Below are 25,435 nucleotides of genomic sequence, written 5' to 3'. Positions count from 1 at the left end.
CTCCGTTTTTTTTATTTGTCAAGTTTTCGGCGGCTGAAAAATGCGCCTACCCCACGATTTTTTTCAGCGACGCGAGGTTTTCGGGGTTTTTCAGGCTGCGGCCCTCGGCCGAATAGAGGTAGTCGAGCCGGTTTCGGAAATGCTCCTCGACCTTCCCGCGCACGACCTTCATCGTGCTGTTCACCAATCCGTTCTGCTCCGTGAAAGCCTCGTCGACAATGGCCAGTCCCGCAGGCAGCCACCGTTCCGGAAACTCCCCGGCATAGGTTCCTCCGGCGCGGTAACGGTCGATCTCGGCGCCGAGAATCTCCGCTGCGACGTTTGCGCGCTCCGCTTCGGGCGTCCTGCGGGCCTCCAGCTCGCGGCGCAGCGCCTCGCGGTTGGGAACCACGATCGCCCCCGTAAACGGGCTTTGGTTGTTGTGCACGATGATCTGGTCGATGTAGGGCGACTTGTCCACGATCGCCTCCTCCATTCCTTCGGGGCTGTATTTTTCGCCGTCCGAAGCGATCAGCAGGCTCTTGAAACGTCCCAGCACATAGAGGAAATCATCCTCCGAGACGTAACCCATGTCGCCCGTGTGGAGCCACCCGTCGCGCACGGTTTCGGCCGTGGCCCCGGGATTCTTCCAGTAGCCGGCCATGACGTTCTCGCCGTGGACGACGATTTCGCCCTTCTGCCCGCGGGGAACCTCGCGACCCTCCTCGTCGAGGATCTTCAGGTCCAGCGGAATGAGTATCTTGCCCGACGATCCGAACCGGTGCCAGTGATGTTTGGGCGAGTTGGTCGAAATCACGGGCGTCGCCTCCGAAAGTCCGTATCCCTGGAACATCGGGATTCCGATGGCGTAGAAAAACCGCTGCAACTCCGCGTCGAGCAGCGCACCGCCTCCGACGAAGAATTCGAGATGGCCTCCGAACGCCTGCCGCACCTTGCGGAACAGCAGCGCGTCGAAAATCCCGACGACGGGGGCCAGCACGATGCGCCATCCGCTGCCCCTGCCGTACCCGTCGCTGTTGTATGCGTATGCCGTGCGGAGTGCGAGGTTGAAAAGCGCCTCGGTGAATCTCCCCTTGGCCCGTATGGAGCTTTCGATGTTTTTCCGGAAGTTCTTGGCCAGCGCCGGGACCGACAGCAGGAAGTGCGGCTGCACCTCGCGGATGTTCTGCGGGATGTTCTTGAGCGTCTCCATCGGCGTCGCTCCGATCTGCACCGTGGCCACCGAGGCTCCGCAGGCGATCATGATGTAGAAACCCACGACGTGGGCGAAACAGTGGTCGAGCGGCAGGATGATCAGCGTGCGGAAATGCGGCGGAATGTCGACCCGCGACAACGCCTGCTCGACGTTGGCCGTGTAGTTGCGGTGGGTCAGGATCACGCCTTTGGGGTCTGACGTCGTGCCCGAGGTGTAGGTGATCGTGGCGTAATCGTCATTCCGGATCGCCTGCCCGATCTCCATGAACTTCTCCTTGTTCTTGGCGAGGTATTCGCGGCCCAGACGCTTGAGCGTCCCGTAGGCCGTCTCCCCGGATTCCAGCGGAATGTGTCCGAGGACGATCACCTGCTCCAGCTGCGGCAGTCCGGCGCGGATGCGGCGGATCTTGGGCAGCTGGTGTTTCGACACGAAAACGGCCTTGACCTCGGCGTGCCGCATGCGGAAGAGGAGGTCGTTCGACTCTTCGAGTTTCACCGACAGGGGCACGCTGACCGCCCCGGCGTAGAACAGCCCCAGTTCGGAAATGATCCATGCGTTGCTGCCTTCGGCCAGTATCGCCACCTTGTCTCCGGGGCGGATGCCGAGCGCGGCGAGTCCGGCTCCGGCTTCGAGCGCCTGCTCGCGGGTCTCGGCATAGGTCGTAGGCTCGAATTTGTGATGGCGTTTTTCGAGCAGGAAGGTCTTGGCCCCGTATTTCCGCACGGAGGCCTCGAAGAGGTCGATGATGGTCTTTTTCATGGTTCTTAATCCATTTTCAGCACGGCGAGGAATGCCGACTGGGGAACTTCGACGTTACCGATCTGGCGCATGCGCTTCTTGCCCTTCTTCTGTTTTTCGAGCAGCTTGCGCTTACGCGAAATATCTCCGCCGTAGCACTTCGCCGTCACGTCCTTGCGCACGGCCTTGACCGTTTCGCGTGCGATGATCTTGGCGCCGACGGCGGCCTGTATGGCGATGTCGAACTGCTGGCGGGGGATCAGCTCCTTGAGCTTTTCGCACATCTTGCGTCCGAAATCGTAGGCGTGGTCCGTGTAGGTGAGCGACGAGAGGGCGTCGACCGGCTCCCCGTTGAGCAGGATGTCGAGCTTGACGAGTTTCGAGGGCTGGAATCCCGTGCGGTGGTAGTCGAACGAGGCGTATCCTTTCGAGATGCTCTTGAGCTTGTCGTAGAAGTCGAAGACGATCTCCGAGAGGGGCATGTCGAAGTTGACCTCCACGCGGTCCTGCGTGATGAATGTCTGGTTCTTCATCACCCCGCGCTTGTCGATGCAGAGTTTGATGACGTTGCCCAGAAACTCCGACTTGGTGATGATCTGCGCGAGGATGTAGGGTTCCTCGATCTTGTCGATCTTCGTCACCTCGGGCAGTCCCGAGGGGTTGTGCACCTCGACCACGTCGCCCTGCGTCGTGGTGATGCGGTACGACACGTTGGGCACGGTCGTGATGACGTCCATGTCGAATTCGCGGTACAGCCGCTCCTGAATGATCTCCATGTGCAGCAGCCCGAGGAATCCGCAGCGGAACCCGAATCCGAGCGCCAGCGAGCTTTCCGGCTCGAACGTGAGCGAAGCGTCGTTGAGCTGCAATTTTTCGAGCGACGCGCGCAGGTCCTCGTACTGGTCGGCCTCCACCGGGTAGACGCCCGCGAAGACCATCGGCTTCACGTCCTCGAATCCGGCGATGGCCTCTTTGGCGGGGTTGGTCACCGAGGTGATCGTGTCGCCGACCTTCACGTCCGACGAGGTCTTGATCCCCGAGCAGATATACCCCACGTCCCCGGCCCTGATCTCCTGCCGGGGCTGCATCTTGAGTTTCAGCACGCCTATTTCGTCGGCGTCGTACTCGCTGCCCGTGTTGAAGAACTTCACGTGGTCGCCCTTGCGCAGCGTGCCGTTGAAGACGCGGAAATAGGCGATGATCCCGCGGAAGGGGTTGAACACCGAGTCGAAGATCAGCGCCTGCAACGGCGCGCTCTCGTCGCCCGTGGGAGCGGGAATGCGGTTTACGATCGCTTCCAACACCTCTTCGACGCCCAGTCCCGTCTTGCCCGATGCCAGCAGAATATCCTCCTCCCTGCATCCTATGAGGTCGATCACCTGATCCTTCACCTCGTCGATCATCGCCGAATCCATGTCGATCTTGTTCAGCACGGGGATGATCTCCAGGTCGTGCCCCACGGCGAGGTAGAGGTTCGAAATCGTCTGCGCCTGAATGCCCTGCGTGGCGTCGACCACCAGCAGCGCCCCTTCGCACGAGGCGATTGCGCGCGACACTTCGTACGAGAAGTCGACGTGTCCCGGGGTGTCGATCAGGTTGAGCGTGTACCGCTGTCCGTCGCGGGCCGTGTACTCCATCTGGATGGCGTGGCTCTTGATGGTGATTCCCTTTTCGCGTTCGAGGTCCATGTCGTCGAGCACCTGCGACTGCATTTCGCGCTGGTTGAGCGTGTTGGTCTTCTCCAGCAGACGGTCTGCGAGTGTCGATTTGCCGTGGTCGATGTGGGCTATGATGCAGAAATTTCGGATGTTTTTCATATATAAGGGTAAAATCTTCGGCAAATATACATAAATTTTTGAATATATCGGAGGGCTTCCGTTTGCCGGAATGGCACAAATTGCTTATATTTGCGACTTCAACAAGTTAGGTTAAAGATGTTAAGCAGACAAATCGCATCCAAACTCCGGGGCTATGAGACCCCGTTCTACCTCTATGACATGGCGCTGTTGCGCCAGACCCTCGAAAGCGTCGTTTACGAGTCGAAGAAATACGGCTACAAGGTCCACTACGCCATCAAGGCCAACTACGACGACCATCTGCTGGCGGTCATCCGCGAATACGGGCTGGGCATCGACTGCGCCTCGGGCAACGAGCTGCGCAAGGCCGTCGAGGCCGGATTCGACCCCAAGGGCATCGTCTATGCGGGCGTGGGCAAACGCGACAAGGAGCTGAAATACGCCATCGAGCAGAACATTCTGGCCATCAACTGCGAGTCGATTCAGGAACTGGAGCTGGTCGACGCCCTTTCGGCCGAGGCGGGCAAGGTGACCGACATCGCGCTGCGCATCAACCCCGACATCGACCCCAAGACCAACCACTGCATCGACACGGGCCAGGCGGACAGCAAGTTCGGCATCTCCTACGAGGAAGTGCTTGAGCACGCCGCGGAGATCCGGTCGCTCAAAAACGTCAACATCATCGGACTGCACCTGCACATCGGATCGCAGATCCGCGAGCTGCATGTCTTCGAGAACATGTGCAACAAGGTCAACGTCATCGTCGAGAACCTCGAAAAACTGGGCTGCAAGTTCCGTTTCGTCGACGTGGGCGGCGGCCTGGGCGTCAACTACGACGTTCCCGAGAACGAGCCGATCCCCAACTTCGCGTCGCTGTTCTCGATCGTCCACAACCACCTGCGCATCGGCGACCGCGAGGTGCACTTCGAGTTCGGGCGTTCGATCGTCGCCGAATGCGGCGAGCTGATCACGACGGTGCTGTTCAACAAGACCACCGCCACGGGCCGCAAGCTGGTGATCGTCGACGCTTCGATGACCGAGCTGGTCCGCCCGGCGATGTACGGTTCGTACCACAACATCGAGAACATCACGGCCAAGGACGACGAGGTGCGCGAGAAATACACGGTTGTCGGCACGGCCTGCGAATCGACGGACGTTTTCGACGAGAACGTCACCCTGCGCCGCACGCATCGGGGCGACCTGCTGACCATCAAGTCGGCCGGGGCCTACGGCATGTCGATGGCTTCGCGCTACAACCTCCACGATCTTCCCGGCGCCGTTTACAGCGACGAAATCAAATAGATAAAGGCGGCTCCGGCCGCCTTTCCTCATCGCTATGTGGCTCACTTTGGCATTCACCTCGGCGGCGCTGCTCGGCTTCTACGATGCGGCTAAGAAAAAGGCCCTCACCGGCAACGCCGTGCTGCCCGTGCTGTTGCTCAACACGCTCTTTTCGACGCTGTTCTTCCTGCCCGCGATCCTCTCGGCGGAGTTCGGCCTCGGATGGTTCGACCATACCCTGCTGGCGACGGCTCCCGGCACATGGGAGGCCCACGCCCTGGTCGTTCTGAAATCGGCCATCGTGCTCACTTCGTGGATTTTCGGTTACTTCGGCATGAAGCACCTCCCGATCACCATCGTCGGGCCGATCAACGCCACGCGCCCCGTTATGGTGCTCGTCGGGGCATTCGTGATCTTCGGCGAGCGTCTCAACGCCTACCAGTGGACCGGCGTTGCGCTGGCCCTCGTGTCGCTCTTCCTGCTGAGCCGTTCGAGCCGCCGCGAAGGGGTCGTCTTCACCCATAACCTCTGGATTCTGTTCATCGCCCTGGCGGCCGTGACGGGCGCCGTCAGCGGGCTGTACGACAAATATATCATGGCGCGCCTCGACCCGGTTTTCGTGCAGAGCTGGTATAACCTCTACCAGCTCGGGATGATGTCCGTCGTGGTCGGCATCCTCTGGTGGCCCCGGCGGCACGCCACCACCCCGTTTCATTGGAGCTGGGCCATTCCGCTGATCTCGGTGTTCCTTTCGCTGGCCGACTTCGCCTACCTGTTCGCCCTGCGCGATCCGGACGCCATGATCTCCGTGGTCTCGATGGTCCGCCGCGGCTCGGTCGTGGTGTCGTTTCTCTGCGGCGCGGTGCTGTTCCGCGAGCGCAACCTGCGCTCGAAGGCCGTCGACCTGGCCTTTATCCTCGTCGGCATGTTCTTCCTCTGGCTCGGTTCCCGCCCCGCTTAAGAAGCGAGTTTTAGGGGGGGGGCGATGGAATGTCCCTCTGGTCTCCCGCCCCGTTCTGCACCTCCGGCGCAAAACAAAAAGCGAGACCCGAAAGTCTCGCTTCTCCTATTTTGAGCGCAGCTTCAGATAAGATGCTCCAACTGGTTGATCGTCTTGCGGATCTCCTCATCGCTCGGCGAGAAGTCCTTCAACGCTCCGGCCAGATACTGCTCGTAGGCGTAGAGGTCGATCACGCCGTTGCCCGAGAGGTTGAACAGGATGGTTTTCGACACGCCTTCCTCCTTGGCTTTCAGCGCTTCGCGGATCGTCGCGGCGATGGCGTGCGTCGACTCCGGAGCCGGGATGATGCCCTCGGTCTGGGCGAACAGAACGCCTGCGGCGAGGGTCTCGACCTGCGGCATCGACTGCGCCTCGATCAGCCCGTCCTTCATCAGCTGGCTGACGATCGAGCCGGCTCCGTGGTAGCGCAATCCCCCGGCGTGAATGTCCGACGGCTGAAAATCGTGGCCCAGCGTGTACATCGGGATCAGGGGCGTGAATCCCGCCACGTCGCCGAAGTCGTACTGGAATTCGCCGCGGGTGAGTTTCGGGCATCCTTCAGGCTCCACGGCGATCACGCGTATCTTCTTCCCCTCGGCGAAATTCTTCCGCAGGAACGGGAAGCCGATGCCCGCGAAGTTGCTGCCGCCTCCGAAACATCCGATCACCATGTCCGGCTCGGCGTCGGCCATCTCCATCTGCGTCACGGCCTCCTGGCCGATGACCGTCTGGTGCAGAACCACATGGTTCAGCACGCTTCCCAGGCAGTAGCGCGTGTCTTCCGGACGGCGCAAAGCCATCTCCACGGCCTCGGAAATGGCCAGCCCGAGGCTTCCCGAACAGTGCGGATCGCGCTCCAGCGCCGCACGGCCCGATTCGGTCAGCGTCGAGGGTGACGCCACGCACTCCGCGCCCCACGTGTTCATCATCAGGCGGCGGTAGGGCTTCTGGTCGTAGCTGACCTTGACCATGAATACCTGGAGGTCGATGCCGAAGTGCTTGGCCGCGAAGGCGATCGACGCGCCCCACTGTCCGGCGCCGGTCTCGGTGGTCAGGTGCTTGATGCCCTGTTTGTAGTTGTAGTAGGCCTGCGGCACGGCGGTGTTGGGCTTGTGCGAACCCGCGGGCGACACGCTTTCGTTCTTGAAAAAGATCTTCGCGGGCGTTCCGAGGGCCTTTTCCAGCCCCGTTGCGCGCACGAGCGGCGTCGGGCGCCATATCCTGTAAATCTCCTGCACCTCCTCGGGAATGTCGATGTAACGCTCGGTCGACATCTCCTGGTCGATCAGTTCCTCGGCGAAGATCGCCGACATCTGCTCCTTCGTGACGGGCTTTTTCGTTCCGGGGTGCAGCGGCGGGAGCGGTTTGTTGGGCATGTCGGCTACGATGTTGTACCATTGCGTGGGCATCTGTTTTTCGGTGAGGCAGAATTTTTTCGTTTTCATAATGGGTATCGGTTTTTGAATTTGAAATGTGCAAAAGAAAAAGCCCGCTGCTTACTTTTCGTAAACAACGGGCTTGTGTATTTTTCGGGGTTCAACTATACACGCGCGGTTCCGCACTCATTGTTCACGAGAGTCAACGAGCGCCACCACCATGCCTGTATGTTGAAATTGCGGATCATCTTTCAGCTTTGTTTCTGCAAATATATGCGGTCGGTTCGTAAAATGCAAATTTTTTACGAATTATTTTCGACACCTATATATGTAAGGAATTTTTACCGTACTTTGCGGAAAAATTTATATTTTTGCATGATTATCCGCAAATTCAAAACTTAACGATATGAATATTTCGTATAACTGGCTCAAACGTTATATCGCGACCGATCTTCCGGCCGAAAAGATCGCTGAAATCCTGACGGACATCGGCCTCGAAGTCGAAGGCTTCGAGAAGATCGAAACCGTGAAAGGCGGCCTTCGGGGCGTTGTCGTCGGCGAGGTTGTGACCTGTGCCGATCACCCCGATTCGGACCACCTGCACGTCACCGCGGTGGACGTGGGAGCCGCCGAGCCGTTGCAGATCGTCTGCGGCGCCGCGAACTGCCGGGCCGGATTGAAAGTCCTCTGCGCCACGGTCGGCGCGGTGCTCTACCCCGACGGCGGCGACGAGGAGTTCAAGATCAAACGTTCGAAGATCCGCGGCGTGGAGTCGCTCGGAATGCTCTGCGCCGAGGACGAGCTGGGCATCGGGTCTTCGCACGACGGCATCATGGAACTTCCGGCCGACGCCCCCGTGGGCATGGAGGCCAGGGAATACCTGCATGTCGAGGACGACTACCTGATCGAGATCGGACTCACGCCCAACCGTGTGGACGCCGCTTCGCACATCGGCGTGGCGCGCGATCTGGCCGCTTACCTGAAGAGCCGCGGCGAAAATGCCGAAGTGAAACTGCCCGATGTTTCGGCTTTCGCTCCCGACAATCACGACCTGGAGGTGGCGGTCCGCGTCGAAAATCCCGAGGCCGCGCCCCGCTATGCCGGCGTTACGGTCACGGGCTGCAAGATCGGTCCGTCGCCCGAGTGGATGCAGAACTGCCTGCGCGCCGCGGGCATCAATCCCAAGAACAATCTGGTCGACATCACCAATTTCGTGTTGTTCGAGCTGGGCCAGCCCCTGCACGCCTTCGACGCCGCGAAGATCGAGGGCCGCGAAGTCGTGGTCCGCACCTGCGCCGAGGGCACGCCCTTCGTGACGCTGGACGGCGTGGAGCGCAAACTCACGGACAAGGACCTGATGATCTGCTCGGCCGAGCGTCCCATGTGCATCGCCGGCGTTTTCGGCGGACTGGACTCGGGCGTGAGCGACACCACGACCGACGTATTTATCGAGAGCGCCTATTTCAACCCCGTGTGGGTACGCAAGACGGCCAAGCGTTTCGGCCTGAATACCGACTCTTCGTTCCGCTTCGAGCGCGGCATCGACCCCAACATGCAGGTCTACGCCGCCAAGCGCGCCGCCCTGCTGATGAAGGAGCTGGCCGGGGGTACGATCTCCAGCGGCATCACGGACATCTATCCGGAGCCGATCGGGGATTTCGTCTTCGACATCTCGTTGGCAAGGGTCAACGCGCTGATCGGCAAGGAGATTCCCGAAACGGTCGTCCGCACGATCATCGCGGCGCTGGAGGTGAAGATCCTCGCCGAGAAAGACGGCGTGCTGACGGTCGCCGTGCCGCCCTACCGTGTCGACGTGCAGCGCGAAGCCGACCTCGTGGAGGACATCCTGCGCATCTACGGCTACAACAACGTCGAAATCCCCACGCAGGTCCGTTCGACGCTCTCCTATGCGCCGAAACCCGACCGCAACCGTCTGATGAACCTCGCGGCCGATTTCCTCACGGCCAACGGGTTTACCGAGATCATGTCCAACTCGCTGACGAAAGCCGCCTATTACGAGGGCCTGACCTCCTGTCCCGCCGAGCGTTGCGTGCGTATTCTCAACCCGTTGAGCGCCGACCTGAACGTGATGCGCCAGACGCTGCTGTTCAACATGCTGGAGGCCGTCGGTCTGAACGCCAACCGCCGCAACGGCGATCTCTGCCTCTACGAGTTCGGCAACTGCTATTTCTACGACGAGTCGAAGCGCACGGACGAAAACCGCCTGGCGGCCTACTCCGAGGAGTACCGCCTCGCCATCGCCGTCACGGGCGTCTCGACGCCGCAGTCGTGGAATGCGAAGCCCGTGAAGGCGTCGTTCTTCACCCTGCGCGCAGTCGCCGAGAAACTGCTCCGCCGCTTCGGCGTCGACATCTACGCGCTGAAGGCCGAGACGCTCGAAAGCGATCTTTTCAGCGAGGGCCTCACGCTGTCGCTCAATGGCAAACAGTTGTTGCAGATCGGCTCCGTGGCCGCCGCAATCCGCCGCCGTACCGATGTCAAGCAGGATGTGTACTATCTGGAGATGAATTTCGAGGCCCTTGCGAAATCCACGAAGAAGCTGAAGATTGCCGCCGGGGAACTGTCGAAATTCCCCGAGGTCAGACGCGATCTGGCGCTGCTGGTGGACAAGTCCGTGACCTTCTCCTCGCTGCGCGACGCAGCCTTCGCCGCCGAGCGCAAGCTGCTGAAAAGCGTCTCGCTGTTCGATGTCTACGAGGGCGACAAGCTTCCCGAGGGCAAGAAATCCTACGCTTTGAGCTTCATTCTGGAGGACAAGACCCGCACGCTGGACGAGCGGACCATTGAGCGTGTGATGGCGAACCTCACCCGGCAGTTCGAGCAGAAATGCGGCGCGCAGGTCCGGGCCTGACGAAATTTCAGCAACCGAAAGACCGCCCGGCCCCATCGGAGCCGGGCGGTCTTCCTTAAAATACGCCGATGCGACGATTTTCCAGAATATTTGCGTGGACGACCCTGTTCTTCGTTGCGGGAGCCGTGCTGTTCTTTACCAAAGCCGCCGCGCTTCCCTATAAGGTCGCTTGGCCCGTCCTGCTGCTGTCCCTGGCGACCTTCCTGTCGCGGCGCCGGGAACTGCTCCCGTTCGGGTTCGCCTTCCTGTTTTCCGCCGCCGGGGATGCCGTGGGCGCCAGGGGGTTGTTCATTCCCCAGATGGCCTTCTTTGCGCTGGCGCACGCCGCCTATGTGTGCTGGTTCCTGCCCCGGGCGCGGCGCAGGCTCCGTGCGGTTTCGCTGGCCGTCACTGTCCCGCTGCTCGTCTTCCTTTTCGCCGCCATCGTCCCCGAGGCCCCGTTTCCGGCCGAACGCATCGGCGTCGCCGTCTACGGGCTGGTCATCGCCGCAATGCTTTATAGCGCGCTCCAGTACGACGGGGCATGCGCCGCCGGATTCAGGTGTGCGGCCCTGCTGTTCGTCTTTTCCGACGCGGTGATCGCTTGGAACCGCTTCATCGGACCGGTTCCGGCCCGGACCTGGATCGTTATGATCACCTACTACCTCGCGCAATACCTCTTTTTCCGCTTCGCCTTCAAAACCGCGGCCCGGAACTGACGCTTACAGCGCCGGTTTCACCTGCGGCGGCTGGATTGTGACGTAGGGCGTGCCGTTGTCGTCGCACGTCGAGACGATCCGCACGGCCTTCACCGGACGCCCGGGGCGCAGCGTGATGCTTCCCATCTCCAACTCTCCCGCCCGCTCGAACGTCGCGCCGTCGTACGACACCTCGGCGTAACCCGTCGTCACGATCGTCTTCGGCAGCTGGCGGTTTCCCGTCTGCAAATACATTTCGCGGCACCTCACCGGCTCGCTGAACGTGTAGCGTATCCAATCCTGCTGCCGGCAGGCGCGGCGCGTACGCGAAAGGCCCTTGTAGCTCTCGGCGTTGGCATAGGGGAACTTCGCGCTCTCGCCCATCGAGGTCGTGATCGCCACGGCGGGCGTAATGGTCCGCCAGCGGGACTTGTCGGCCACGTAGGGGCTGCGGGCGGTGCCGTAGCGCGAATAGAAGCGGTAGAGATGCGGTTTCCCGGTGCGGACCGGAGCCGTGTAAGGGTGTTCTTCCGGAGAGCCGTCCATAAGGTAGTAAATCGCGGAGCCGTCGTCCGCCGAAGCGGTGAACGCGCCGTCGCCGTAGCCGACCTTCGGCGGGAAGAGCCGGAACCGGATGCCCATGGCCGCCATCCGGTCGTAATGTTTTCCTTTCAACTCCTCGTAATAGGCGTCCCACCCTTCGGCGTTGCCGCTCCAGGCGATGCGTGCGAGGGCGCAGACGCGCGGAAAGAGCATGTAGTCGAGGTAGTCGGGCTTTTCCGGCTCGTGCGAGACGTAGGCTTCGCTGAAAAACGCCCCCTGCAACCCCTCGACGTTGCGCATCTGTTCGGGGCTGAACTCCGTGAAGCCGAAGCCGTAGACCTTTTTGGCGTCGAAGATCGCCGCCCAGTCGTGCCCGTCCTCGCGGGGCGACTGGCGCATGTCGAAATAGAAGTACTGGCCCGGCATCACGACGGTGCGGTAACCCTTCGCCGTGGCGTCGAGACAGGCCTTGACGCTCTCCCAGCCGTGCACGCGGCACTCCCGGGCGAAGGCTCCCGTGCGCACGGCCTCGTTCCACACGGCGGGCCGTTTGCCGTGCGAACGGAGGATTGCGGCCATGCGCTCCATGAAGAGGTCCTCCAGCCGGTGCGGGTCGGTCATCCCCTCCCGTTTCATCAGCGCCCGGCAGTCGGGACACCGCTCCCACTGCGACATGTCGACCTCGTCGCCGCCCACGTGGATGTACTCCGAGGGGAACAGCTCGCACAGTTCGCCCAGAATGTCGCCCAGCAGCGCGTAATTCTCCTCCCGGGCCACGCACCATGCCGAACGGTAGTCGTAACCGTTGGTCGACACGGTGTCGGGCGGATAGTTGCAGCGGATTTCGGGATGCACCGACGCGATGTTGCGGCTGTGGCCCGGCAGGTCGATTTCGGGAATGATCTCGATATTCCGCAGGGCGGCGTAACGGATCAGCTCGCGCATCTTGCTTTGCTTGAAGTAACCTCCGTATTTCTCTGACCACTTGCCGTATACGGGCCTCACGGGCGAGTCGCCGCCGCGGAAGCCGCCGATCTCGGTCAGCTCAGGGTGCGAAAGGATCTCGATGCGCCACCCCTCGTCGTCCGAAAGATGAAGATGCAATTTGTTGATATTGTGGTAGGAAAACAGGTCTATATAACGTTTCACTTCATCCATTCCGATCCACGTCCGCGCCACGTCGAGCATCATCCCCCGATAGCCGAACCGCGGCTTGTCCTCGATCCTGACGCAGGCGATGCCGGTTCCCGGGGCGATCCCCCTGCGGGCGTAGACTTCGGGCGGCAGCAGCCGGAACAGTTGTTGCAGTCCGTTGAAAACCCCGCCGCAGGTGGAACTTCCGATCTGGATGTGGTCGGGCGCGATGTCGAGGGTGTAAGCCTCCGACGGCTCCCCGTCCGGGGCGTCGAGCGTCAGCACGACGGAGCCTTCCCCCGCCATGCCGTTGCGAACCCCGCACCCGAGGTATTCGGCGGCGTATTCGGCCAGGGAGGCCAGTTCGCGGTCGGCGGAGATTGTCGTTCCGGGACCGAACGTGAAGATCCCTTCGCGGGGCGTCGTCTTTTCCGGGGCGGGTTGCGCCGCGGCGGTGCACAGGCCGCAAAGGGCTGTCGTCAAGAGGATCAGAAGTCGTAATTTCATGCGACGTGAGGATTTTGTTTCCCGCAAAGTTACTTTTTTTCCGCCGAATGTGCTACCTTTGCCGGAGTAAAACCACGGTTTTAGCGGGCGGACGGCGGCGAATCACGGACAGATTCCGCTTCTGCGCCCGGTGTGAAAAAATAATTTGCGACATGGAAGATAAACGTCTGAAGGCCACGGCCCGTCTTTTGGAGGTGATGAACACCCTGCGCCGCGAGTGCCCCTGGGACCGCGAGCAGACATTCGACTCGCTGCGCAGCAACACCATCGAGGAGACTTACGAACTGGCCGATGCCATCACCGACCACAATATGGAGGGCATCAAGGAGGAGTTGGGCGACCTGCTGCTGCACGTGGTGTTCTATTCGAAACTGGGCGAGGAAGAGGGCGCGTTCGATTTCGGCGACGTGGCCGACGCGCTGTGCGACAAGCTGATCTACCGCCACCCTCACGTCTACGGCGACATTCACGCCAACACGCCCGACCAGGTCAAGGAGAACTGGGAGGCGCTGAAACTCCGCAAGAAGAACCGCCGGAGCGGCACGCTGGGCGGTGTTCCGCGCTCGCTCCCGGCGATGGTCAAGGCCTACCGCATGGGCGAAAAGGCCGCCGGGGCGGGTTTCGACTGGGAGCAGAAGGAGGATGTCTGGGACAAGGTCCGCGAGGAGCTGGGCGAAGTGGAAGCCGAGATGAAATCGGGCAGCAAGACCGACCTCGAAGGCGAATTCGGCGACCTGCTGTTCGCGCTCGTCAACGCCTGCCGCCTCTACGGCGTGGACCCCGAATCGGCGCTGGAACGCACGAACAAGAAGTTCATCCAACGCTTCAATTACATGGAGGAACGCGCTGCGGCAAAAGGACATACGCTTCACGAGATGTCGCTCGGCGCGATGGAGGAGCTGTGGCAGGAAGCCAAGAGAAATTAAGAATTAAAAATCAGAAATTCAGATATGGCGCTTATACGAAAAGTCCGCGGGCATGAGCCTGTGATCGGAGAGAACACCTTTCTGGCCGAAACGGCCGTCATTCTGGGCGACGTGACCATCGGCCGCGACTGCTCGATCTGGTACAACGCCGTGCTGCGGGGCGACGTGAACCGGATCGTCATCGGCGACCGCACGAACATCCAGGACGGCGTGGTGCTCCACACCATCTACGACAAGGCGAAGCACCCTTCGCAGACGATCATCGGCAACGACGTCTCGGTGGGCCACAACGCCATCATCCACGGCGCGGTGATCGGCGACAACTGCCTGATCGGCATGGGCGCCACCCTTCTGGACAACGCCCGCATCCCCTCGGGGTGCATCATCGCGGCCAACGCGCTGGTGCTCTCGAACGCGCAGCTGGAACCCAACTCGGTCTATGCGGGCGTCCCGGCCAAAAAGGTCAAGGAGGTGACTGCGGAGCAGCGCGAGGAGATCATCCGCCGCACGGCCCACGACTATATGCTGTACGCCTCCTGGTACGGCGAGCCGGAAGAGTGACCGGTTTCCGTGCGGCACGGCAGGACGCGGCCGGAAACCGCGTTCGCAGGCCCGTCTCGCTCCGGATCCTCCCCGGAAGAGACCCGAGCCGCCGTAGGCGGCGGCTACGACCGCCCGAAGCGAAATCCGGTAATTTTTAGTTAGAGCGATAACTACCCTATATGAAACTGCAATCGAAATACGCCGATCTGGTGCTCAATCTGTTGGTTGCCGTGGCGATCAGCCTGGTGGTCAATTTCTCCTACGTGCTGCTGATGCTCGTGGACCTGAACAGCGACAGCCAGCCCCGCCCTTCCGACCAGAGAGCCGTCGAACGGCCCGACGAGGGCGTGCTTTCGGTCCACCCCGACGGCTACGGGTACCTGGTTTACGAGAACGGCGACAGCGTCTACGTGCCCACGCGGCGCATGCGGTGGCTGGAGATCGCGCCCGGCGACCGGATCGTCGCGGACCTGATGCCGCCGCGCTCCGAGAAGGCGCATCCGATGCTGGCGGAAATCCGCACGCGCAACGGCGCGGAGTTCGATTACAGCAAACTTTACAACGGGCCTTCGAAGATGACGGAACTGCTCCTGCAACTGTTCTACTACCTCGTCGTGTCGTTCGTCATGCTCTCGATCCTCACCTCCGTCAGGCGCAACTACTCCATGTCGCGCTTCGTGCGCCGCTGCCTGTGGTGCTGCGTCGCGGCGGCCGCGCTCTACTGCGTGGCTCCCGTCACGGAGTGGCACACGGGGCGCATCGGGCTGAACTTTATGAGCGGGCGGATGTTCGACTACATGCTGCTGCTCAAATGCTCGTTCGCCGTGGTGGCGTCGATGCTCTACGGGCGCATCTACGTGCTGATTTCCCAGCGGCAGGCCGTCGTCGTCGAGAACGAGCGGCTCAAGAACGAAAACCTCACCACGCGTTACAACATGCTCGTCGGGCAGATCAACCCCCATTTCTTCTTCAACTCGCTCAACTCGCTGGCGATGCTCGTGCGCGAGAAGCACGACCAGAAGGCCCTGACCTACATCGACCAGCTTTCGTACACGTTCCGCTACATCATCCAGAACGGCCAGAGCATGCTGATGACCCTCGACGAGGAGCTGAAATTCCTGGAGGCTTACAGCTACCTTTTCAAGATACGCTACGCCGACAAGCTCTTTTTCGACATCGACGTCGACGAGAAATACCTCGGGTGGAAACTCCCGGCCTTCTCGCTGCAACCGCTGATCGACAATGCCGTCAAGCACAATTCGATCACCCGCACCAAGCCGTTCCACATCTCGGTCCGCACCGAAGAGGGGCTGCTCGTGGTGTCGAACCCCAAGGTTCCCAAACTCGAACCCGAACCTTCGACCGGCATCGGGCTGGAGAACCTGCGCAACCGCTGGAATCTGATCACGGGCAGCGACATCGAAATCGTCGACGACGGCGCCACCTTCTCCGTGCGCATGCCGCTGCAAAATCCCTCCGTATGATGAAAGCCCTGATTATCGAAGACGAAACCGCCGCCGCGCGCAACCTCGCGGCGATTCTGCGGCAGACGGCTCCCGACGTGGAGATCGTGGCGACGCTCGAGAGCGTCGAGGAGAGCGTCGAATGGCTCCGTTCGAATCCCCACCCCGACCTGCTGTTCATGGACATCCACCTGGCCGACGGCGATTCGTTCCGCATCTTCGACGCCGTGGAGATCGCAGCCCCGGTGATCTTCACGACGGCCTACGACCAGTATGCACTCGAAGCTTTCAAGGTCAACAGCATCGACTACCTGCTCAAGCCGCTCAACGCTTCGGACGTCGGCCGTGCGCTGGCCAAGCTGCACCGCCTCACGTCGGTTGAGCGCAGCGATTACGGCTCGCGGGTCCGCACGCTGGCCGCCAGCCGCCGCGAGGAGGTTTTCCTGGTGCACGTGCGCGACAAAATCATCCCGCTGCACCGCAGCAGGATCGCCTACTGCTACACGTCGAACGAGAAGGTCACGGCCTACGGTTTCGACGGCGCGGCCTACCCGCTGGACAAAACCCTCGAAGCGTTGCAGGGACTGCTTCCCGAGTCCGAATTCTTCCGGGCCAACCGCCAGTTCATCGTCGCGCGGCAGGCCGTGAAGGAGATCGCCGTGTGGTTCGGGAGCCGTCTCACGCTGCACCTCACTGTCGAAACGCCCGAGCGGATCGTCATTTCCAAAGCCCGCGTTCCCGAATTCAAGGCGTGGCTGCGGTCGCTTCACCCTGTCGAATAGGCGGTTGACCCCGCCGTTCTGCCGTTTTACCCGGGGCCTGGCTCCGGGTTTTCGTTTTGGCGTTACCTTTGCATCAGGAACTCCGGGAAACCGGATTGCCGGAAAACAAAAAAAGTGATGCACAACCAAATTCGAAAAATTATGAAAAAGAGGATTTTTGCAGTTGCCGCAGCCCTCTGCCTGATGGCGGGAACGGGCGCTTTCGCACAGGAGGCCAAGCCGGCCGCCGCTCCCAAGGAGCGTCCGACCGTGGAACAGATGGCGCAGCGCATGACCGAACGCATGCAGAAGGAGCTGAAGCTCACCGATGCGCAGGCCAAGGAGGTTTACAACCTGAATTTCCAGCAGATCAAGGAGATGCAGGCCATGCGCGAGAAGATGCGGGAGGCGCGCAAGGCCGAGGCCGAAAAGATGAAGTCGATCCTGACGACCGAACAGTTCGTGCAGTGGTCGCAGATGCAGGCTCCGCGGCCCGGCCAGCGCGGTCATGGTCCCCAGATGATGAAAAAAGGCGACCGTCGCGGAGGCGGCAAGGAGTGCTGTGACAAGCCCTGTCCGAAGAAGGACAAGAAGGGAAAGGAGTGAGGTTAGGTCTCTTGAGGCTTGTTACGGCCGGGGCGTCGGTTTGGTCGACTGACGCCCTTTTTTTGCCGATTCGCCCCGTGCGGGGCGCAAAACAAGCATAAAAAGAATTAACTTTACGCCCGTTTTCAACGCCGCCCGGGCTTAAGAAGCCCGATTTACGGGCGGATGGGACGGGAAACGCTATCGGGCCGGTTCTGCGCCGGGCTTAAGAAGCCCGACTTACGGGCGGATGGGACGGGAAACGCTATCGGGCCGGTTCTGCGCCCGGGTTTGAGAAGCCCGCTTCATGGGCGGGCGGAGCGGACGCGCGTTTTCAGCCGGTTCGCCGCCGAAAAAGAGATACACACAAACAGAAGATATGAAACGAACACTACTGACTACCCTGCTGACGCTTTTCGCCGCCGCGGCATTCGCCCAGAGGGGCGGCGTCACAGCCACGGTCGTCGACGCCGACACCGGGGAGAGCGTCGTCGGAGCGGTGCTGACGCTCACGCCTGTGAAAACCCCGGAGAAGAAACAGTATTTCACCTCGGCCTTCAAGGGCGCGGTGTCTATTCCGTCGCTCGCCTACGGCGAATATTCGCTTTCGGTGGCTTTCCTGGGCTATAACAACCTCGACACGACCTTCCGGGTCTCGGCTTCGAAGGTCAGCCTCGGACTGCTGAAACTCAAGCCGGGCGTGCAGATCGAAACGGTCGTCAAGGAGGCCAAGGCGCTGCGCACCTCGCAGAAGGGCGACACGGTGAGCTACAATGCCGGAGCGTTCAAGGTCGTGGCCGACGCCGATGTCGAAGGGCTGCTGAAGAAGATGCCCGGCATCACCGTCACCGACGGCACGGTCGAGGCGCAGGGCGAGACGGTCAAGAAGGTCTTCGTCGACGGCAAGGAGTTCTTCGGCGAGGATGTCACCACGGCCATCAAGTCGCTTCCGGCCGAGGCCGTCGACCGCGTGGAGGTCTACAACAAACTCTCCGACGCGGCCGAATTTTCGGGCATGGACGACGGCGAGGGCTACAAGGCGCTCAATATCGTCACCCGTCCGGGCATGCGGCAGGGCCAGTTCGGCAAGCTCTACGCCGGATTCGGCTACGACGCCGACACCGAGACCGAAGACAAGTTCAAATACATCGCCGGCGGCAATGCCAACGTGTTCAGCGGCGACAGCCGTATTTCATTCATCGGCCTGTTCAACAACGTCAACCAGCAGAATTTCTCGTTCGAGGACATTCTGGGTGTCTCGGGCGGCGGTGGCGGACGTCGCGGCGGCATGGGCAATTACATGGTGCGCCCGCAGAGCGGCGTGGCGTCGGTCAACGCCATCGGCGTCAACTACTCCGATACGTGGGGCAAGCGCAATCAGGTGACGTTCCAGGGCAGCTATTTCTTCAACAACACCAATACCGAGAACCGTTCGACGGTGGAGAAATGGTACGAGGCCCCGATGATCCCCGATACGCTGTCGACCAACGGCTATTCCGACACGAAGGGCTACAACCACCGGTTCAACGCCCGTCTGGAGTGGAAGATTTCGGAGAATCAGAACCTGATGATCCGTCCGCGTTTCAGCTACCAGTCCAACGACCCGTGGAGCGAGACGCTGGGCTGGCAATACGGAGAGAGCGGTTACAGCCGCACGGACAATTTCAGCGACGCCCTGCGCCACGGCTACAACGTAGGTACAAGCGCCGTCTACCGCACCAAACTGGGCAAGGATGGCCGTACGATCACCCTCGACGGGTCGTTCAGCTACTCGGACAACACGAACAATTCGAATTCGTGGTCGAACGTCAAGCCCATTTCGGACGTTCGTCCCGGCGCAGGCGACGATCCCCTCGCATGGGATCCCGCTGACTACACCGACCTGCGCTACCTGCGCTCCGAGACCCCCTCGTCGTCGTACAGCCTGCGCGGCAGTTTCACCTACACCGAGCCGGTGGCCAAATACGCGCAGGTGAGCCTCCAGTACCGGATTTCCTACAATTCGCAGGAGCGCGACAAGCGATCGTTCGTTACCGACGACGACACCTTCACGGGCGGCGTGCTTAATCCCCTGCTGTCGAACTCCTACGAGAGCGGCTACCTGACGCAGAGCGTGGGGCCCGGATTCCGTTTTTCGAAAGAGCGCAACACGTTCATCGCCAACGTCTACTACCAGCGTTCGGCCCTCGACGGACAGATCGTGCGCGACGATGCCGAGAAGATCAAGCACGCCTACAACAACATGACCTATTTTATGATGGGCCAGCTGAACATCAACCGCGAGAACTCGCTGCGGCTCTTCGTCTCGTCCTACACCGACAGCCCGTCGATCACCGACCTGCAAAGCGTTTACGACGTATCGGACGCCCAAAACATCAGCCACGGTAATCCGAACCTGAAGCCGACCTACTCGCACCGGGTGAATTTCCACTACACCAACTCCAACGTCGAAAAGGGCCGAACCTTCATGTGGATGTTCTCGATGAACACGACGCTGGATTACACGGCCCAGCATCTGGTGCAAAGACCCGGTGACATCACCATCGACGGACAGGCCTATTCGCCCAATTTCTACTCGACGACCGAGAATCTCGACGGTTACTGGCAGTTGCGGACGCACTTGAGCTACGGCCTGCCGATCGGGTTCCTCAAATCGAATTTCAACGTCATGGCGGGCGTCATCTACACCAAGACCCCCAGCATGCTGGGCGGCACGGTGGACGCGGCGACGGGTATGATTTCGGGCGGCGAGCGCAACGACACCAAGAATATGGGATACGACTTCCGGGCCGTGCTGGGCAGCAACATTTCGGAGAACGTCGACTTCACCCTCTCGTGGAACGGCACCTACAACGAGGCCACCAACTCGCTGAACGCGGACAAGTCGAAGAACCGCTATTTCAACCACACGGCGCAGGGCAACCTGAAGATGGTCTTCCCGCTGGGCTTCACCTTCACGGCGAGCGCGGCCTACTCGCAGTATATCGGCTTCACGAACGATTACTCGGAGGATTACCTCCTGTGCAACGTCTGGCTGGGCAAGAAGGTCTTCAGGAACAAGCGCGGCGAAGTGATGGTCGGCGTCAACGACCTCTTCAACCAGAACCGGGCCTTCTCGCGCTCGACGGGTTCGGGCTACACGCAGAACTCGACCAACAGCGTCATCGGCCGCTACTATATGGTGCAGTTCAACTACAACCTGCGCCGTTTCGGCAAGAAGGGTTCGCGCAATATAAAGGATTACGACGGTGTCGAGTCCTCCTCCGGTTCCCGCCGCATGGGACCCGGCGGGCCGGGCGGACCTCCTCCGGGGATGTTCCACGGACCGCGGTAAACCGGTCCCGGGCCGGATTGAGCAGGTTGACGAGAGCGATCTCCGTCAACCTGCTTTTTTTCAGGTCTCCGGCAGCGGAAATGGAATCTTTATAAATTGCAGATTTTTTTTTAAATTTTCGGTAAAATGCTTGTATATACTAAAAATTTTATCGATATTTGTATGTGACTGTATCTCCGCATGATGGCCTTTCGCGGTTGTTTTCCGCCAAATCGCTCTGGGCGAACAACATATGTGCTAACAGATTAAATGATGATGCCATGGAGAAAACAAGTACAATGAAACAGGCGGGGACCTCCGTATTGGTTGCCCTTGCTTTGATTTGTGTCGTTTCGTGTGCGAAAATCGACGACGAATCGTCCGCCGTCGCACCGGAACAGCCCGCTCGGCCTACTGTGCTCTTGCCGACGCGCAGTTATGAAGAGGCCCTTTCCCTTGCCCGGAAGAGCATCGCCCTTGTCGACCGGGGCCAGACCCGCTCGGCCACAGCCCGTTCGATCCGCAGCGAACGCGGCCAATGCGTCACTACCCCGTCCACGCGCAGCGGCGCCGGGAGCGACACTTTGATGTATGTTTTCAATTTTGAGAACAACGACGGATTTTCGGTCATTGCCGCCAACCGCGCCGTCGATCCCGTGCTGGCTGTCGCCGAAAAGGGAAACTACACCTACGGCGAGCCGACCGGCGTGGAGAATTTCGATTTCTATATGGACGCCATGGCGCAAAGTCTGGCCGTGATAAAGCCGCCGAAGTTCGACACGATACGCACTACGCCTAAATTCAAGACGGTGGAGGTCAATGAATCCCGCTCCTGCGACCCGCTTATTCCGGTCAGGTGGGGGCAAAGATCTCCCTACGGAGACTATTGCAGCAATGGGTATTCCGGCTGCGTGGCGACAGCCATTGCACAGATTATGGCCTATTACCGTTTCCCGTCTTCTTTCACGACGACCTACACCGATGCTCCGCATGCGGGAGAAACGATCGCTTTGAACTGGACTTCGATAATAAGTTATCCATACGTATACCAAGTACCCGCACTGATGCGGGAAATCGGACAACGGGTAGAAATGACATACCATCCAATAGATGAGAATGATATGGAGACAGGAAGTAGCGCTTTTTCGTATATGGCACCCGATTGTTTGATATCTTTTGGCTATAGTTGCGCTTCGGGCCTTGCAAGCTATGAGATAGCTTCAATTAGAACCAATTTGGACGAAACACACCCCGTTTATGTAAGGGCGAATGATATTTCAGAAGGAGGCCACGCTTGGATTGCCGATGGATATATCTATTCGCGTATCGGTACGGAATATTACGAAGAAATATTGATCGACAACGGATTAACCCTATATTACGACTATATACTGACAAATTCTACCGTTCAGACAACCAATCTGGTCCATTATAATTGGGGCTGGAATGGCAGTTGTGATGGCTATTTTGCTCCTGGAGATGGGGTCGCTTCTGGCAATGGATATATCTTCAATGGATTGCAGATGATAACATCGATCCGTTTACCCCGTATTGATAGTAATTTAAATCAAGATTTCTTATGAAAAAGTTGATAACAATTTTAGTCCTGTCATCGGCGATGCTGTCGGCATGCGAAGGTGATCCCGAGATTGTTCCGCGAACACCGACGGAGGCAAAAATCCGGGAACTGATGATCGGTTACGACGGCAAGGTCGATATGAACGCATTTGTAACGGATGCACAGCGTGGAGTTTGGGTGGTTGATGCTTGTGATATGACCTATACAGATGGGAAGGTGTCTGACGGAAGCGGTTACGATGGAGGAACTTTGATCAACCATATGATGCTTCTTCCCACTGGTATATGCCGTACATTCTTTACGCTTATGCATATTCCCGGCCCGACGGTATATTCGGAAGGCGATCAATGGAGTGTCAGCGGTGAAATGAAGAATACATTGGCCCTTTATAATCCCGGGATCGAAGAGAGTGCGAAGACCGCCAACTATGATCAGTATGCTGCCCGGACGACGCTCGAACTGCTCTATTACAAGGACGGTGTATTCGTGATGAAAGGCCGGCAACCCTTTGCATACATGGGTGGACAGACTTCGAAGGGCGTTTACGAGGATTACTGCCGGGTTGTCGGGCATATCGCCACCGACAAGGCGACGGTGGATAGATACCTGTCGTATATCTCCTACGAGCAGTATAAGGAGGAAAATCCCGATAAATTTTAGACTGCCGTTTACTCACAAAAGAGACGCCGGACCAAAATCCGGCGTCTCTTTTTGCGTGTGTACGGAGCCGTTAGCGCCCTTCGTCCCCGTTTTCCTTCCGGGCGGGATGTTCCCGTTGTTCGCGGCCGATCACCTGGTGAATGCCGATGCAGGCCAGCCCTCCGTAAACGACCGTGAGGATGATGAGCCACTTGATTTCGGCGAAAACCTCGGGGATCGAGGCCCCCATGGTCTGGATACGGATGAAGCCGTTGACGCCGTGGCTGCTCGGGAACAGCTGTCCGAGGTTGAACAGCCAGTCGGGAATGCCCTGGCGCGGGTACGACACGCCGCTGAGCATCAGCACCGGGATCGAGGTCCACAGCAACAGCAGCAGCGAGTTTTCGCGGTAGCGGAACAGCGTCGAAACGGCGATGCCCATGGCGATGCAGGCCGCCAGATATGCCGCCATGAAGAGCATGACGGCTCCCGTCGCGCCGTTCATCGGGAAGTGGAACAGCCGGTAGTGCAGGCCGAGGATATAGGTGCAGGTCACGGCGTAGATCAGCGCGTAGACCAGTCCGCGTCCCAGGACGATGGGCAGCGTCGACATCCGCCGCCGCCCTGCGGGGCAGAGTTTGCGGTAAAGTCCGAATTCGCGCCACGTGCCGCCGATCATGCCGATGCCGATCAGCATCGTCTGCTGGATGATGACCATGATGATCGCCGGCATGACGAACGTGCCGTAGCCCAGATAGGGGTTGAACAGGTTGTGCGACTGGTAGATCACGGGCTGGGTGGTGGCCTGCGCCTGCGGGATGTTGGCCCCCTTGGCGATCAGGCGCTGGAATTCGACCATCGCCCCCGTCTTGCCGATCGAGGTCACGACCTCCTGGAAAACCTGGCGGTACATCAGGAAGTAGCTGGCGTCGGCGTAAATCGCCACGTTGGCCTGCTCGCCGCCGTAGAGTTTCTCCCCGTAGTCCGACGGAATGTAGACCACGCCGTAGATTTTGCGGCCGTAGAACAGCTCTTTGGCCTCTTCCATCGAGGTCGGATTGTAGGCCACATAGGTGTTCGGCCCGGCGTTGAAGGTGTCGATCAGACTGCGGCTGGTCGGCGTGCGGCATTCGTCCACCACGCCGATCGGCACGTTGCGGAGCACCTGCGATCCGTAGGCCAGCGAGTAGGCCGTGGCGTAGATGATCAGGGCGAAAATCAGAATCAGCATCACGCCACCGTCCTTGAAGATCGTCCGGAACTCGTTGCGGACGACCGATCCGAGCTGTTTCCAGTAAGAGGCTGTTTGTTTCGTAAATCGGTTCATATCACAATCTCCCCCAGAATTTTTCCTCCGTGCAGACCCTTTTCAGGCGCGGCAGGCACAGGAGCGGTAAAACGATGAACAGCGACATGTAGCAGAGGTCGGGCAGCGAGTAGACCCACGGCGTGCCGCGGAGCATCTGGTCGACGAAAATATCGGTGTAGAAGGTGAACGGGAAGATCTTGCTCACCCACTGCATCGGCTCCCACATGGCCATGATCGGGAACGTCAGTCCCGAGAAGGTGAAGGCCAGCACCGAATATCCGCCGCCGATCGAGAGCGACAGGCGCAGGTTGGCCAGCAGCGAGACGATCAGCACCGAGATCGACTGGTAGCTCAAAATGAAGAGCAGCGTGCCGGCGAGAATCACCGCGAGACTGCCGTTCAGCGGCGTTCCCACGATTTTGAAGTTGATCACCAGCATCACCAGCGAGATCAGGAACATCACCGCCGTGATGGGCAGCACCTTGCCCGCGAGCGCCGCCGCGACCGAACCGTTTCCCGTGCCGAGCCATTCGCGGGCCGTGGCGTGCTTGAGTTCGGTGCCGATGGCGAAAACGGTCACCATCACCACGAAGATCATCAGCATCATGGGCATGAAACTCGGCGAGAGGTAGTATCCGTAATTGATGTGCGGATTGAAGAGCACGTGCTTGTCGAAACGCACGGGCATCAGCTGCGCCATGGCCTGCCGCTGCGTAAGCCCCTGCTTCATAAGCACCTGGAGCTGAATGCCGGCTGTGAAGGTCGTCACGGCGGTCTGGATGTCCTTCGACAGCAGTCCGTTGACCGTGATGTTCGTTCCCGAGACGTAGTTTTCGAGGCGGGTCTGGCTGTTGCTCAAAATGTTCTTCTCGAAGAAGGCCGGAATCTGCACGATGGCCATGATCCGCCCTTCGCGCATCAGCCGCTCGCCCTCGTCCATGCCCTGAATGCCGTAGGCCACCATCGCCGTCGGGGTGTCGTCGATCATCTGCACGGCCTTGCGCGAAAGCGTCGTGTTGTCCTGGTCCAGGACGGCGATCGGGATGTTGCGGATTGCGCCCTGGTTGAACAGCAGGGCGAAAAACGCGAACGACACCACGGGCAGGACGATCATCAGCACGAAATACATCGGCTGACGGGTTATCCGGCCCGTCTCGCGGCGCATCACGGCGCAGGTGTTGTGCAGGAATCCGGGCAT

The 25,435-nt window shown here is 59.9% G+C and carries 18 protein-coding genes; 12 read left to right on the top strand and 6 right to left on the bottom strand.

Annotation, left to right across the window (positions count from 1 at the left end; translation table 11 throughout):
- Nucleotides 1-46 precede the first annotated feature (46 nt).
- A complete protein-coding gene (locus BHV64_RS09650; RefSeq protein ID WP_217727627.1) occupies nt 47-1,954 on the bottom strand; it encodes an AMP-dependent synthetase/ligase in 1,908 nt (635 codons plus the stop codon).
- A gap of 5 nt (nt 1,955-1,959) precedes the next feature.
- Nucleotides 1,960-3,750 carry a translation elongation factor 4 gene (lepA, locus tag BHV64_RS09645; RefSeq protein ID WP_015546128.1) on the bottom strand — a complete coding sequence of 597 codons (1,791 nt, stop codon included), beginning with the start codon at nt 3,748-3,750 and terminating at the stop codon, nt 1,960-1,962.
- A gap of 117 nt (nt 3,751-3,867) precedes the next feature.
- On the opposite strand from lepA, the gene lysA reads away from it, so the two are divergent.
- On the top strand, nt 3,868-5,031 hold the full coding sequence (gene lysA / locus BHV64_RS09640; protein WP_015546127.1) for a diaminopimelate decarboxylase: 1,164 nt from the start codon (nt 3,868-3,870) through the stop codon (nt 5,029-5,031).
- Nucleotides 5,032-5,065: 34 nt separating this feature from the next.
- Nucleotides 5,066-5,971 (top strand): DMT family transporter, encoded by a 906-nt coding sequence (locus tag BHV64_RS09635; RefSeq protein ID WP_015546126.1) that lies wholly within the window; start codon nt 5,066-5,068, stop codon nt 5,969-5,971.
- 122 nt (nt 5,972-6,093) lie between these two features.
- On the opposite strand, the gene BHV64_RS09630 is transcribed toward BHV64_RS09635, so the two are convergent.
- Complete coding sequence (locus BHV64_RS09630) at nt 6,094-7,455, bottom strand: TrpB-like pyridoxal phosphate-dependent enzyme (RefSeq protein ID WP_138265441.1); 1,362 nt, start codon at nt 7,453-7,455, stop codon at nt 6,094-6,096.
- A 337-nt stretch (nt 7,456-7,792) separates the two neighbouring features.
- Here BHV64_RS09630 and pheT point away from each other — a divergent pair, with 337 nt between their 5' ends.
- A complete protein-coding gene (gene pheT, locus BHV64_RS09625) occupies nt 7,793-10,258 on the top strand; it encodes a phenylalanine--tRNA ligase subunit beta (protein WP_195285087.1) in 2,466 nt (821 codons plus the stop codon).
- 68 nt (nt 10,259-10,326) lie between these two features.
- Nucleotides 10,327-10,956 carry a lysoplasmalogenase gene (locus tag BHV64_RS09620; protein WP_044053976.1) on the top strand — a complete coding sequence of 210 codons (630 nt, stop codon included), beginning with the start codon at nt 10,327-10,329 and terminating at the stop codon, nt 10,954-10,956.
- 3 nt (nt 10,957-10,959) lie between these two features.
- Here BHV64_RS09620 and BHV64_RS09615 read toward each other — a convergent pair whose 3' ends face one another.
- Nucleotides 10,960-13,119 (bottom strand): beta-N-acetylhexosaminidase, encoded by a 2,160-nt coding sequence (locus BHV64_RS09615; RefSeq protein ID WP_217727625.1) that lies wholly within the window; start codon nt 13,117-13,119, stop codon nt 10,960-10,962.
- A gap of 152 nt (nt 13,120-13,271) precedes the next feature.
- On the opposite strand from BHV64_RS09615, the gene mazG reads away from it, so the two are divergent.
- The 8 genes from mazG to BHV64_RS09575 all read left to right on the top strand — a co-directional run bounded on the left by mazG (nt 13,272) and on the right by BHV64_RS09575 (nt 22,949).
- The gene (gene mazG / locus BHV64_RS09610) at nt 13,272-14,045 is read left to right on the top strand and encodes a nucleoside triphosphate pyrophosphohydrolase (RefSeq protein ID WP_138265445.1); all 774 of its coding nucleotides are present in this window, start codon (nt 13,272-13,274) and stop codon (nt 14,043-14,045) included.
- 24 nt (nt 14,046-14,069) lie between these two features.
- A complete protein-coding gene (locus BHV64_RS09605) occupies nt 14,070-14,606 on the top strand; it encodes a gamma carbonic anhydrase family protein (RefSeq protein ID WP_022061984.1) in 537 nt (178 codons plus the stop codon).
- 161 nt (nt 14,607-14,767) lie between these two features.
- Complete coding sequence (locus BHV64_RS09600) at nt 14,768-16,072, top strand: histidine kinase (protein WP_015546123.1); 1,305 nt, start codon at nt 14,768-14,770, stop codon at nt 16,070-16,072.
- Nucleotides 16,072-16,833, top strand: coding sequence for a LytR/AlgR family response regulator transcription factor (locus BHV64_RS09595; RefSeq protein ID WP_044054682.1), 762 nt, complete (start codon nt 16,072-16,074; stop codon nt 16,831-16,833). Before BHV64_RS09600 ends, BHV64_RS09595 begins: the two co-directional genes overlap by 1 nt.
- A 141-nt stretch (nt 16,834-16,974) precedes the next feature.
- Nucleotides 16,975-17,418, top strand: coding sequence for a DUF4890 domain-containing protein (locus tag BHV64_RS09590; protein WP_229108395.1), 444 nt, complete (start codon nt 16,975-16,977; stop codon nt 17,416-17,418).
- A gap of 358 nt (nt 17,419-17,776) precedes the next feature.
- On the top strand, nt 17,777-20,731 hold the full coding sequence (locus BHV64_RS09585) for a TonB-dependent receptor (RefSeq protein ID WP_288115808.1): 2,955 nt from the start codon (nt 17,777-17,779) through the stop codon (nt 20,729-20,731).
- 260 nt (nt 20,732-20,991) lie between these two features.
- Nucleotides 20,992-22,293, top strand: coding sequence for a C10 family peptidase (locus BHV64_RS09580; protein WP_138265447.1), 1,302 nt, complete (start codon nt 20,992-20,994; stop codon nt 22,291-22,293).
- Nucleotides 22,290-22,949 carry a hypothetical protein gene (locus BHV64_RS09575; protein WP_015546118.1) on the top strand — a complete coding sequence of 220 codons (660 nt, stop codon included), beginning with the start codon at nt 22,290-22,292 and terminating at the stop codon, nt 22,947-22,949. Before BHV64_RS09580 ends, BHV64_RS09575 begins: the two co-directional genes overlap by 4 nt.
- A 70-nt stretch (nt 22,950-23,019) precedes the next feature.
- On the opposite strand, the gene BHV64_RS09570 is transcribed toward BHV64_RS09575, so the two are convergent.
- Nucleotides 23,020-24,255, bottom strand: a complete 1,236-nt coding sequence (locus tag BHV64_RS09570) for an ABC transporter permease (RefSeq protein ID WP_022061487.1) — start codon at nt 24,253-24,255, stop codon at nt 23,020-23,022.
- A 1-nt stretch (nt 24,256) separates the two neighbouring features.
- Complete coding sequence (locus tag BHV64_RS09565; RefSeq protein ID WP_118406265.1) at nt 24,257-25,435, bottom strand: ABC transporter permease; 1,179 nt, start codon at nt 25,433-25,435, stop codon at nt 24,257-24,259.

This window comes from Alistipes sp. 56_sp_Nov_56_25, assembly GCF_001915285.1.
Classification (GTDB): Bacteria; Bacteroidota; Bacteroidia; order Bacteroidales; family Rikenellaceae; genus Alistipes; species Alistipes shahii.
The sequence above is the reverse complement of the archived record's forward strand: the minus strand, read 5'-3'. Positions and strand labels throughout refer to the sequence as shown.